This is a genomic window from Myroides sp. LJL119, assembly GCF_054871605.1.
The window spans coordinates 1-12863 of the sequence record NZ_JBTXLO010000013.1; the positions used below are offsets into that span (position 1 = coordinate 1).

10 protein-coding genes are annotated in these 12863 nt (G+C 33.4%); all 10 read right to left on the reverse strand.

All coding sequences use genetic code 11. The features are described from left to right. Window positions 1-235: 235 nt before the first annotated feature. The 10 genes from ACYSNV_RS11550 to ACYSNV_RS11595 all read right to left on the reverse strand — a co-directional run bounded on the left by ACYSNV_RS11550 (window position 236) and on the right by ACYSNV_RS11595 (window position 12840). On the reverse strand, window positions 236-1237 hold the full coding sequence (locus ACYSNV_RS11550; RefSeq protein ID WP_461762706.1) for an LLM class flavin-dependent oxidoreductase: 1002 nt from the start codon (window positions 1235-1237) through the stop codon (window positions 236-238). 211 nt (window positions 1238-1448) lie between these two features. Then, the gene (locus tag ACYSNV_RS11555; protein WP_461762707.1) at window positions 1449-2897 is read right to left on the reverse strand and encodes an HmuY family protein; all 1449 of its coding nucleotides are present in this window, start codon (window positions 2895-2897) and stop codon (window positions 1449-1451) included. Between the two features lie 5 nt (window positions 2898-2902). Beyond that, window positions 2903-5020, reverse strand: coding sequence for a TonB-dependent receptor plug domain-containing protein (locus tag ACYSNV_RS11560; RefSeq protein ID WP_461762708.1), 2118 nt, complete (start codon window positions 5018-5020; stop codon window positions 2903-2905). A gap of 138 nt (window positions 5021-5158) precedes the next feature. Further along, window positions 5159-6091 carry a citrulline utilization hydrolase CtlX gene (ctlX, locus tag ACYSNV_RS11565; RefSeq protein ID WP_461762709.1) on the reverse strand — a complete coding sequence of 311 codons (933 nt, stop codon included), beginning with the start codon at window positions 6089-6091 and terminating at the stop codon, window positions 5159-5161. A gap of 15 nt (window positions 6092-6106) precedes the next feature. Beyond that, a complete protein-coding gene (locus ACYSNV_RS11570) occupies window positions 6107-7021 on the reverse strand; it encodes a dimethylarginine dimethylaminohydrolase family protein (RefSeq protein WP_461762710.1) in 915 nt (304 codons plus the stop codon). A 105-nt stretch (window positions 7022-7126) separates the two neighbouring features. Then, entirely contained in the window at window positions 7127-8413 is a 1287-nt protein-coding gene (locus ACYSNV_RS11575) for a citrate synthase (RefSeq protein ID WP_461762711.1), read from the reverse strand. Between the two features lie 282 nt (window positions 8414-8695). Further along, window positions 8696-9985 carry a phosphopyruvate hydratase gene (gene eno, locus ACYSNV_RS11580; RefSeq protein ID WP_461762712.1) on the reverse strand — a complete coding sequence of 430 codons (1290 nt, stop codon included), beginning with the start codon at window positions 9983-9985 and terminating at the stop codon, window positions 8696-8698. 109 nt (window positions 9986-10094) lie between these two features. Continuing rightward, window positions 10095-11216: a glutamine-hydrolyzing carbamoyl-phosphate synthase small subunit gene (gene carA, locus ACYSNV_RS11585; RefSeq protein ID WP_461762713.1), complete on the reverse strand. Its 1122-nt coding sequence runs from the start codon at window positions 11214-11216 to the stop codon at window positions 10095-10097. A gap of 117 nt (window positions 11217-11333) precedes the next feature. Continuing rightward, window positions 11334-11813, reverse strand: a complete 480-nt coding sequence (gene rplQ / locus ACYSNV_RS11590) for a 50S ribosomal protein L17 (protein ID WP_461762714.1) — start codon at window positions 11811-11813, stop codon at window positions 11334-11336. Window positions 11814-11847: 34 nt separating this feature from the next. Then, window positions 11848-12840: a DNA-directed RNA polymerase subunit alpha gene (locus ACYSNV_RS11595; protein WP_461762715.1), complete on the reverse strand. Its 993-nt coding sequence runs from the start codon at window positions 12838-12840 to the stop codon at window positions 11848-11850. Window positions 12841-12863 lie beyond the last annotated feature (23 nt).

The following is a 12863-nucleotide window of genomic DNA, read 5'->3' on the forward strand; positions in this document are numbered from 1 at the left end:
CTACCTTATTTTTTCATTATCCAAATTTATTTTTCAAAATCTTTCTTAATGTTTTTTAAGGATACTTTACTCTTATTTTGTATTAGAACGTCTGCCTTGAATGCGGATGCAAAAGTAGAAACTTCCGAGCAACTTCCAAACTTTATTTTACTTTATTTTACTTTATTTTTCACTTCAAAAGTTAATCACCTAACAACAAATATCTTACATTACAATTACTACAAAATATTTTTTTTTATAATTCTTTCATCAGTTCGGCAAACAAAGTTATACTTTTTTGCCTCGCTCTATAATCATAAATAGGAGATGTTACCATTAATTCATCTACTTCTAAGACATCGCAAAAACGTTTGACATCAGAAACAAGCTCCTGCTTTGTTCCTATAAAAGAACAAGCAGTCATATTGTGCACATATTCCTTCTCCGTATCATTCCAAAGACCTTCCATACTACCTATTGGTCGTTGTAAAGGTTTTCTATCGTTTCTAATGATACCTAGAAACATTCTATAAAATGAAGTAGCTAAATAATCTGCCTCTTGTTGGGTATCGGCCAAGATAGCATTCACACAAGGCATAAAGTAGGGTCTATCCAAAAATTCACTTTTTTTAAAGTTCTTCCTATATATAGAACCAGCTTGCTGAATTTGATTGGGAGCAAAGTGACTTGCAAAGGCATAAGGCAATCCCAATTCTGCTGCTAAATAAGCACTATCAATACTAGAACCTAATATCCACATCTTCACATTAGTACCTTCTCCTGGAAATGCGCGCACAGGCACACTCGAATCATTTACACTAAAATACTGCCTAAGCTCTTGAATCTGCCTAGGAAAATCACGGGGATCAAAACTTGTATTTCTCCTTAAAGCCATAGCTGTTAACTGATCCGTACCTGGAGCCCTACCTAACCCCAGGTCAATACGGTCAGGATAAAGTGTTTCTAAAGTACCAAATTGTTCAGCCACTACTAGGCTTGAATGATTTGGCAACATAATACCCCCTGAGCCAACTCGAATACTACGGCTTCCCTGTGCCACATAACCGATTAATACAGCTGTTGCAGAACTAGCTATGTTTTCCATATTATGGTGCTCCGCCAACCAAAAACGACGATAACCCAAATTCTCAGCCATTTGAGCAGTTAGTAAAACATTATTAAGTGTTTCTTGTGTTGTCTTACCATCACCTATAATCGCTAAATCTAAAAAAGAAAAAGATATTTTTTTTTCACTCATAATACACTAATATAATATGTCTAAATATAACCAATTGACATTAAAGTAACTCCTCTATTAATCAAAGTTTAACAACCTGTATTACTATAATTCCCATAATAAACAAACCCCGCATTAAACAATACGGGGTTCATCAACAAAATAAACTAACAACTCACAACAATAAGCGGAGTATATTATTATTTACAACAATGACTTTTATAATTAAGATCTATTGTAGCAAACTATATTCAAATCTCGGGTATCCTCTGTTTCCCTTATCATCGGTAAAACTAAGCATTCTAAACTTATAATAGTTTCCTTCAGCGTCCTTTAATACATAGAAAATGTTCTTAAATAAAATCTTATCACTAGTAACATCCCTCCAGGTCCCACCTATTGTACGTAAATCAAAACTAAATTTACCTGGATCTACTTGAGATAGTTCAAAATCCTTATAATAGTTTTTATCTCCATCAGCAATAGTTACCATATATGCTGAAACTCCACCATATCTATTATTTAAGATAAAATCAGAAAACCCATAAGACCCTTTAGACTCACCTCTTTGATCTATTGTATTGGTGAAAACTGTAAAATTCATATCCCATTTATGAGCAGTGGGCTCTACTTGGGTTAAATTATTAGTATTGAAGCTAAAAAAGTTAAAATTATAACTACTATCTTTCTTTAATAACTTTTGTTCATAAGTGCTTGATTGCAAATCTGCCCATTGCAACAAATAATCATCACCTCGCTTTAAAATACGTATCTTTTTCCAACCTCTAGCCTTACCAGCTACATTAACACTACCTGCAACCACACCCACATTACTACCGGGCTCACTACCCATATTAAGAAAATAAACAAAATTCTCGTTATCATTCTCACTAATCTTGGCTATAGCTGTTTTACTTAAATTCCCACTTGGATCATCAATATATGCAATATTATAGGGGTCAAAAGTCCCAATTTTCACGCTCTGTTTTAATTCCTCTATCAAAGAAGTTGATAACGGTTGTGTTATATCAGTAAATGCAAGTTTTTTTGCAGCCATATAAATAGAACTATTTAATTTAACCACAAAATCATCTTGATTGTAAAATGCTAAATCCCAAGAATCTCTCTCCACCACATAAGTTGCTTTATCGGCAAGACTCACATAAACTTGATTTTTCTCATTTGGTCCTCCCAAATCTGGAGCAATTACCCCGCCCATCGATGCATTATTACTTACATATAAAATATCAAATCCCCTAATTACAGGCTCTGCTGCTTGATAGTTAATCTTTTCAATTTTAAATTGAACTGTCCCATCGGTTATTTCGTTTTTTTCCAGTAAATTTTCAAAAACAAATCCCACACTCGAATCTCCTTTTTCAAAAGGTAAATTTAAACGAAAACTAGAATTTGGTTCAGGAATTGTCTGAAATTCCACCCCAAGTTCAACATCTGTAGGCACCACCAATACTTCAACACTACCGCTTTGTTGAGCTATATGTGAAAATACCAAAGGAATTTCAACACTACCATTAATATCTTTATAAAGAATAGATTGTTCTTTAAAAGCAACTATGAATTCTCGCACTTCGTTATTACCTGAATTTGAATCCTTTTCACAAGAACAAACACCTAGTATAATTGTTAAACTTACAAGTATTTTACAAATTTTATTTATCATTTCTTTTAAAACCCTAAATTATATTGAACTTTTAAAAACACACTTCTCCCGTAAGCAATTGGCATTACAGTTGACCCAGGTTCATGTGCAGTGGCACCATTGGCTGTGGTTTTTAAATTTGTAACATTAAAAATATTTCGAACACCTAAAGTAGCAGTAAACTTTCTTTCTAAAAAAGGTTGTCTAACACTAAAGTCCAACCACGAATAACTATCTTGCTTACCTTTATAATAATAATCACCTATTAAATCAGATTCCATAACGTACTTATACTCGGCACCATTGTATTTATAATACAATGATAAACTAGTATTTGTTTTTGGTAGTCTGTAACTCACATTGGCGGTAACCTCTGGCGTATATAAAAATTTATCGGTATCCGTTGGAGCTTCATACATTTGCTGTGCTGATCCTGAGATAGTAAAGCCAACCCCAAAATCTAAATTCCTCCAACTAAGTTGATTTAAAAAAGTCACCCCCATATTTCTATAGCGATCAACATTCATATATTTAAATTTCAACCCAGTTGGATCACTTATTTGAACAACATCTATCTTATCGTCAACTTCTAAGTAACGTCCAGTTAAACTTGTACTTACCTCCAAATCAGACGAAAGTTCAATATCCTTTTTCAAATTTATAAAAACGGTGTTTCCTTTCTCTGGTTTTAAATTCGGATTACCTTGTAAATCATGATTAACATCTACAAAATAAGTATACATTTCTTCATAATTTGGCAATCTAGGTGAAGTACCCAATGTAGCACGAATTTCATAGCCACTATTCAATACATATTTTAAAACTAAACTATAGGCGTTCTCACTTTTAAAGGTGTTAGATGTTAATAGTCGATAACCAGGACGTATCATAAAACGCGGTAAAACATTTATTTCTGATGAAGCATAAAAATCATAACTACCTAAAGTATGGCTTTGTGGCTTTTCCCCTAACCCAGCACTCATAGCAGAAAAACCTTTACTATTTGTTAGCTCATAACCAACTTGAAATTTAGCATTTTCCCACTTAATAAAATCACTAAAAGTACCTCGAGAAAATAATACCTCTCTACTTTCTGACTTTACATCATTTCGATCAAACTTTTCATCATATTTAATTCTATACCTATAACTATCGGTATACTTATCTTGCTTTTGATAAGAAAAAGAAAGGTCAAAGAAAACCAAATCTTTTACTCGTCCGGAAGTATTCAAAACATTTGACCATCTTTGTGTATTTAATATTTTATCTGAAGCTACTGGATCGGTAGTACCAAATAAAGGATCCTCATTAATATCAAATAACTTAGAGTAGTTTTTCATTCTCTCATCAAAGTATTCAAATTTATAAAAAACACGATATGAACCTTTATGGTAATTTATAAATGCTTTTACGTTATTTTGATTCTTTGGAAGCCATTCATGTCCGCGCTTATCTTCATCTCCAAAATACGTAAATCCCTTGCGTTTATCATACCAGCCCTTAAAGTCATTATGCGTATAACTTACACTTGCATAAATATTATCATTTATATTATGTCCAATTGTAGCACCTTGTATATGTTTACCCTGATTTGTTAAATTGTATTCTTTACCAACTGTCTCTTCCTGAACAAAAGCGCTTACATTCCAATCATTAATATTATTCTTTTTTGTAATAATATTAATGATTCCCGTAACGGCATTAGCTCCATAATCCACTCCCATAGCTCCCTCTACAATTTCTATTTGTGCAATATCATCCAAATTGATTTGAGTAAGATCGGTATTATTACCAAAACCTTCATCACTTATCATAGGAACATTATCAACAAGAATCGTAAAGTATTGTCCATCTAGTCCAAACATTTTCACGCTAGAGCGTCCTGTTGAGGCATTAGGTAAAATCGAAATATTCATAACTTGATTAAGCGCGTCGGCTAGAGTTACCGCTCCAAGATTTTCAATACGTTGTCTATTTAGCACAGTAACATTATTAACTGCTTTATTTATAGATTGCGGATTATATTGCCCAGTAATAACGATTTCCTCCAATTTATGTTGCGGTGAACTTAAAGTATCTTGAGCTAAAGCACTAGAACCAAGAAAAGAACATAAACCAAGTACGTAAAGTGACTTGCGTTTCATTTATATTTTTTTTTATTAAGACCAATTTTAATTTGATAGTGCAAATATATATAAATTATTATTATTTATACTCATTTTAAATAATAATAATTAGCAAAAAAAAAGTGAAGATTATCTCTTCACTTTTGCGATCTTTATTTATGCTTTGGGCAAGAAAATCTCAGCCATCATACAACGGGCACTTCCTCCTCCACAAGCTTCTATGGTATCTAAATTACTGTGTAAAATTTCACAATGTTTTTCAATTGCGGATATCTGTTGGTTAGTTAAACAATTAAAGGCCTGACTAGACATAACCAAGTACTTCTTATCTTGAGATCCTAGGACTTCTAACATATTTCCCGCGAAAAAATTCAACTGCTGCTCAGAAATTGTTATCACTTCCTTACCAGACCTTTTTAAATGATTAAGCACAATTTTTCTTTCTTGCTTATCATCGATAGAATCTTCACAAATAATTGCAAAGGTATCACCTAAACACATCATCACATTGGTATGATAAATATTTTTTCGCTGACCATCTACTGTATGAAAAGCCTCGAAAATAACAGGATCCATTTCAAATTCTTCGCAAAACTCAATCACTAAATCTTCATGTGCACGTTCTGATAAAGCGCAATAGGCTATGCGATTAACTCTATCAAGAATTAAACTTCCAGTTCCTTCTAAAAATACATTATCTTGCTCCGCACTGGTATAATCCCATATATCCTGAATAAGAAATCCTTTCTCTTCAAGAATATCTAATATATCTTCACGTCTTTCTGCTCTTCGATTTGGAGCAAACATAGGATATAAAACAACTTCCGCTGTGTCGTGAAAAGAAATCCAATTATTAGGAAAAATACTATCTGGAGTGTTAGGCTCCACAGTATCCTGTACTACAGTTACATCTACCCCAACAGCCGTTAACTTATCAACAAAAGCATCAAATTCAGCTTGTGCCTTAGCATTTACGGTATCCGGGGAAACATTATCTAAAACCTTTTGGTAATAATTATTAACAGCCGTTTGCTCATTCATACGAAACGCAACAGGTCGTATCATTAAAATAGAATTTGTTATTTGCATACTTATATTTTTTAATTAATCTCTAATAAGTGGTAAAGTACTGCATCTTAAAAGACCTTCTTGTTTAGCTATCTCATGATAGTTTACCTCTTCTACAGTGAAACCCTGATTTTTCAACCAATTATTTAAACGAGTAAAATATTTCTCGGAAATAATAATATTTTCATCAATGGAAAAAACATTGGAAAACATGTGGTACATCTCATCCTTAGTGATATGAAATAAGTTATTCATTCCAAAAATATCCACTAATAAATGATATTCCTTAGGATCATAAAATCCCTCCTTATATATAATAGCTCTATTGCCGCCAATAGGTTGGAAGCAACAATCTAAGTGTAAAGCGTTATCTCTTGCTTGGGTTCTAGACTTTATTAAATCAAAACTTAAAACTGTTTTGTGCGGAAATAAATCGGCAATAAACTCAACTCCCAAACCATTTGTACGAGCGGTAATAAAATCCTTATAATTATCACGTTTATATGTTCCAACAAAAATATAATCATTCCATAACATTACATCGCCACCTTCAAAATGTACTTCCTCGGGTGCTGATATAATTTTATTTGGATCTATTTTGTTTAAAACATAATCTATTGCTGAAAGTTCAGCTGCGCGATCAGGAAGTATATTGGCTTTTATAAATTTATCCTCGATAACAAAACCAATATCTCTTGTGAAAATTTGATTATAATCTGGTATAACCTCTGGCCTAAAAACCTGAACGTCATACTTAAGAAAAACTTTTTCAAGGCCGTCCATCTCACCTATCATATCTTTTTCCAAGGGATAAGTTCCTTGCAAAATATGCTCTAAAGATTTCGGATCGTATGCCTCATGTGCTAAAGGGGTGGGTCCATTACTGACAGCTGTGCCAAGGACCACAGCCCGCAATCTACTAGTCTCGTTTACTACATTTAAATTCAACATATGTATACTTTTTGACAAATATAGTAAAAACACTATATAGATACTGCGCATCGCTATACAAAAACAAAAGAGCCACTCTTAAGTGGCTCTTTTTATGAATAAAAATTAATCTCTATCCTTCATAGGTACATATTCGCGTAAATTCTCACCAATATAAACCTGACGTGGTCTACCAATTGGTTCTTTGTTTATACGCATTTCTTTCCATTGCGCAATCCATCCTGGAAGACGTCCGATAGCAAACATTACAGTGAACATTTCTGTAGGGATTCCCAAAGCACGATAAATAATTCCTGAATAGAAATCCACATTAGGATATAAATGACGATCCACAAAATAAGGATCCTTTAAAGCAGCAGCCTCAAGCTTTTTAGCTATTTCCAAAACTGGATCATCCACACCTAATTTATCTAATACTTCATCAGCTGCCTTCTTGATTATACGTGCACGTGGATCAAAGTTTTTATAAACTCTATGTCCGAATCCCATTAAACGGAAAGAATCGTCTTTATCTTTAGCCTTAGCAATATACTTATCCACATCACCACCATCGTTCTGAATAGCTTCAAGCATTTCTAAAACTGCTTGATTAGCACCACCGTGTAATGGCCCCCATAAAGCAGAAACACCTGCTGAGATAGAAGCAAATAAACCTGCATGAGATGACCCAACCATTCGAACTGTAGAAGTAGAACAATTTTGCTCGTGATCAGCATGTAAAATAAATAATTTATCAATCGCATTCTTAACCACCGGATCTATCACATAAGGTTCTGTTGGCAAAGCAAACATTAATTTTAAAAAGTTATCCACATAGCTCTCTGTATTATCATAATAATTTAATGGATATCCTTTTGCTTTACGGTAAGTCCAAGTTGCGATAACAAGAAATTTAGCCATAGTCTTACACACAGCATCATACAGTGATTTTTTGCAATCAGCATCAACAACTTTAGGATTAAACGCTGTTAAAGCACTAGTTAATGAAGCTAAAACGCCCATCGGGTGTGCTGTTCTAGGAAATCCATCAATAATCTTGCGCATTTCCTCGTTTACTAAAGTATATTTTTTAATATCGGTTTCAAAATCAGCTAATTGATTTTTAGTCGGTAATTCACCAAAAATGATTAAATAAGCTACTTCTAAAAAATTAGAATTAGCAGCTAAATCCTCTATAGAGTAACCTCTATAACGTAAAATCCCCTCTTCTCCATCTAGGTACGTAATTGCACTTTGGCATGAACCTGAGTTCTTATACCCTGGGTCATATGTAATAGCTCCAGTTAGAGCACGCAATTTTAAAATATCAATTGCTACTTCATTCTCAGTACCAACTAACACAGGAAATTCGTGTCTTTGACCGTCTATTTCAATATAAGCTGTTTTAGACATATTGTATTTATTTTATTTTTTTACTATTTCTTTTTAATCTTTACTAATGCATAAAACGTTAGTAATTTTTGAGAAGGAAAGATATAAAAAAATAAACATATCTACAAGTTAAATACACACAACAACAGCAATATTAATCATATATACAAACCTTTTACACACAGAATAATTGAATAAAAATCTAAGACAATCAAAATTATCATTTCAGCAATAAATTTGGTAAAAAGATTATAAAAAAACAATACCTCGAAAAATTCGAGGTATTGGTATACTTTGTAGTTTTTAATTTATTTTAAAAGCCTTATTGCCAGGATAATAAGCAACAGAACCTAACTCTTCTTCTATTCTTAGTAATTGATTATACTTTGCCATCCTATCAGAACGTGAAGCAGATCCCGTTTTTATTTGTCCACAATTAAGCGCTACTGCCAAATCTGCTATGGTACTATCTTCAGTTTCCCCTGATCGATGAGACATAACTGATGTGAATCCAGCATTTTTAGCCATATTAACTGCCGCGATAGTTTCTGTTAAAGTACCAATTTGATTAACCTTAATTAAAATAGAGTTACCAATACCCTCTTTAACTCCTCTTTGTAATCTATCCACATTTGTAACAAACAAATCATCTCCAACTAATTGGACCTTATCTCCAATTTTTTCGGTCAAATACTTCCATCCTTCCCAGTCATCCTCATACATCCCATCCTCAATAGAAATAATCGGATACTTTTGGGTTAATTCTGCTAAGTAGTCAGCTTGTTCAAATGAACTACGCACTTTGCCACTATTACCTTCAAACTTCGCATAATCATACTTTCCATCTACGTAAAATTCCGAAGCAGCACAATCTAAAGCCAACATTATTTGATCTCCAAAGGAATAACCTGCATTCTCTACTGCTTTTTTAATGCAATCCAGGGCATCCTCTGTACCATTTAAAGTCGGAGCAAATCCTCCTTCATCACCCACAGCTGTACTCAAACCACGTTGGTGCAACACATTTTTAAGGCTATGGAAAATTTCGGCACCCATTTGCAAAGCCTGTGAAAAACTCTCTGCCTTAACAGGCATGATCATAAATTCTTGAAAAGCTATAGGAGCATCAGAGTGAGATCCACCATTAATAATATTCATCATTGGAACTGGCAAAGTATTTGCGCTAACTCCACCAATATAACGATACAAAGGCATACCTAATTCTAAAGCTGCCGCTTTAGCCACAGCTAAAGACACCCCTAAAATAGCATTTGCACCTAAGTTACTCTTATTACTTGTCCCATCTAATTCAATCATCAGCTGGTCAATTGCATTTTGATCCATGGCATCCATACCCACTATACTCTCAGCAATGATAGTATTTACATTCTCAACAGCTTTTAAAACTCCTTTACCTAAAAAAGCTTTACCTCCATCACGTAGCTCTACAGCTTCATGCTCACCAGTAGATGCTCCAGAGGGCACTGCCGCTCTACCTAAGAAACCTTGATCAGTAACCACATCTACCTCTACAGTAGGGTTCCCCCTAGAGTCTAAAATTTGACGTGCGTGCACACTAACGATTGTACTCATATTATAATTGTGTCTTTAAAATTTAGTTAAAGCAAAACTACAAATTTAAAAGCAAAAAAACTTTACAATTCAATAGTTAAAACCCACAGTAAGCAAAAAAAAGTAGCTATTATATAGCTACTTTCGTTTTTTTCATATTTTCTACAAACTCATCAAAAAGATATCTTGAATCATGTGGTCCTGGACTTGCTTCAGGGTGATACTGAACAGAGAAAACATCTTTGTCCTTCATACGCATTCCTGCAACGGTTCCATCATTTAAATGTACATGCGATAACTCAAGACTTGCATGCTCATCTAAATCTTCTTTTTTGATTGCAAATCCATGATTTTGCGAAGTAATCTCTCCTAGACCAGAAAATAAATTTTTCACTGGGTGATTAACACCACGGTGACCACTAAACATCTTGAAAGTTCCTACACCTTGAGACAAACCAATTAATTGATGTCCTAAACAAATACCAAAAACCGGTTTATCAGCATCTAATACTTGTTTTACTACTTCTAAAACACCAAGTTCTCCAAGTGCTGCAGGATCCCCAGGGCCATTAGAAAGAAAAATTCCATCTGGATTAAATTCCATCATACTTTCAAAGCTAGAATCATAAGGAAAAACCTTAACAAAGCAATCACGCTCAGCTAAACAACGTAAAATTCCAGTCTTTATTCCAAAATCTAAAGCAGCAACACGATATGTAGCATTTTCACTTCCATATGTATAAGCCACTTTAGTAGAAACTTTAGAGGCTAACTCTAATCCATCCATAGATGGTATCTGCTTAAGACGAATTTTTAATTCTTCAACAGGTGTACCATCTGTACAAATAATAGCATTCATTGCTCCATTATCGCGAATATAAGCAGTCAAAGCACGTGTATCTACATCACTTATAGCTACTAAATTATGCTCTTGAAAATAACTTAACAAACTTGCATAAGAATCTGGTCTTGAATGGAAATTGCTGAAATTTTTACAAACTAATCCAGCAATCTTAATACCATCTGAATCTGTTTCCTGCTTATTAACACCATAGTTTCCAATATGAGGACTAGTAGCTAACATTATTTGACCGAAATAAGATGGATCGGTAAAAACCTCTTGGTAACCTGTCATTCCAGTATTGAAACAGATTTCTCCATAAGCAGTACCGGGGATACCTACAGATTTTCCATAAAAAACAGTACCATCATTAAGTACTATTACTGCGCTTTCTTTCTTGTTATATTCCATTATTAACCGTTGTTTAACGCTACAAAATTAATTTAAAAAAAAACATAAAAAAAGGACATTCTCTAAAAGAATGTCCTTTTATATTATTATTTCACTAATCTATGAAAAGCAAAATTATTATTCATTAGTCTCACCTTCGTTTGAAGATTGAACTTCTGCATTTGTTACCTCTTCAGTAGCTTTTTTCTTACCTCTACGAGTAGTCTTTTTAGCTTCTTTTTTAGCAACGTTATAGATTTCGTTAAAATCTACAAATTCAATCATAGCCATATCAGCATTATCTCCTAAACGATTACCTAATTTGATAATACGAGTATAACCACCTGGACGATCTCCAACTTTTTGAGCAACCTCTCTGAATAATTCAGTAACAGCTTCTTTTTGTTTGATATAAGAGAAAACTACACGACGATTATGAGTGTCATCAGTTTTAGCCTTAGTTACTAATGGTTCGATATATTGTTGTAAAGCTTTAGCTTTAGCAACAGTAGTATTAATACGCTTGTGCTCAATTAAAGAACAAGCCATATTAGCTAACATAGCTTTTCTATGACCAGCTTTTCTACCTAAGTTATTAATTTTTTTTCCGTGTCTCATTACTTTCTAGAATTTAGACTTTATTAGGTCTAGTTTATTCTTTATCTAATTTGTATTTGGATAGATCCATACCAAAATTTAATCCCTTAACAGAAACTAATTCTTCTAACTCTGATAAAGATTTTTTACCAAAGTTTCTGAACTTCATTAAGTCATTTTTGTTAAATGAAACTAAATCTCCTAATGTATCTACTTCAGCCGCTTTCAAACAATTCAATGCTCGAACTGAAAGATCTAAATCTACCAATTTAGTTTTTAGAAGCTGTCTCATATGTAATGATTCCTCATCATATGATTCAGTTTGAGCGATCTCATCTGCCTCTAAAGTAATTCTCTCGTCAGAGAACAGCATAAAATGATGAATCAAAGTTTTTGCTGCTTCCGTTAATGCATCTTTTGGATGAATGGAACCATCAGTAACAATATCAAAAACTAACTTTTCGTAGTCAGTTTTTTGTTCCACACGATAGTTCTCGATTGCATATTTAACGTTCTTAACTGGAGTATAAATTGAATCTGTAAAGATAGTTCCGATAGGTGCATTTGGCTTTCTATTTTCTTCAGCTGGCACGTACCCTCTACCTTTTTCAATAGTTAAATCCATATTTATAGTAACACTACTATCTAAATTACAGATAACTAAATCAGGGTTAAGAACTTGAAAACTAGAGATGAACTTTTGAAAGTCACCAGCAGCTAATTGCTCTTTACCAGAGAAAGAAATACTTACAGTTTCGCTATCTACCTCTTCAATTTGACGTTTAAAACGAACCTGTTTTAAATTAAGAATGATTTCTGTTACATCCTCAACCACACCTGCTATAGTAGAAAACTCATGATCCACACCTTCTATACGAACTGAAGTAATTGCATATCCTTCCAAAGAAGAAAGAAGTACTCTTCTTAATGCATTACCAATAGTCAATCCATATCCCGGTTCTAAAGGTCTAAATTCGAATTTACCTTTAAAATCGGTCGAATCAATCATGATAACTTTATCGGGCTTTTGAAAATTAAATATTGCCATATTTGTTTCGACTGAATGTCAAT

Excerpts from the sequence above, each read along its gene's own strand:
- ACYSNV_RS11555 (WP_461762707.1), bottom strand. The coding sequence starts at position 2,897 with ATGATAAATAAAATTTGTAAAATACTTGTAAGTTTAACAATTATACTA.
- ACYSNV_RS11550 (WP_461762706.1), bottom strand. The coding sequence starts at position 1,237 with ATGAGTGAAAAAAAAATATCTTTTTCTTTTTTAGATTTAGCGATTATA.
- ACYSNV_RS11570 (WP_461762710.1), bottom strand. The coding sequence starts at position 7,021 with ATGTTGAATTTAAATGTAGTAAACGAGACTAGTAGATTGCGGGCTGTG.
- eno (WP_461762712.1), bottom strand. The coding sequence starts at position 9,985 with ATGAGTACAATCGTTAGTGTGCACGCACGTCAAATTTTAGACTCTAGG.
- ACYSNV_RS11560 (WP_461762708.1), bottom strand. The coding sequence starts at position 5,020 with ATGAAACGCAAGTCACTTTACGTACTTGGTTTATGTTCTTTTCTTGGT.
- rplQ (WP_461762714.1), bottom strand. The coding sequence starts at position 11,813 with ATGAGACACGGAAAAAAAATTAATAACTTAGGTAGAAAAGCTGGTCAT.
- ACYSNV_RS11595 (WP_461762715.1), bottom strand. The coding sequence starts at position 12,840 with ATGGCAATATTTAATTTTCAAAAGCCCGATAAAGTTATCATGATTGAT.
- ctlX (WP_461762709.1), bottom strand. The coding sequence starts at position 6,091 with ATGCAAATAACAAATTCTATTTTAATGATACGACCTGTTGCGTTTCGT.
- carA (WP_461762713.1), bottom strand. The coding sequence starts at position 11,216 with ATGGAATATAACAAGAAAGAAAGCGCAGTAATAGTACTTAATGATGGT.
- ACYSNV_RS11575 (WP_461762711.1), bottom strand. The coding sequence starts at position 8,413 with ATGTCTAAAACAGCTTATATTGAAATAGACGGTCAAAGACACGAATTT.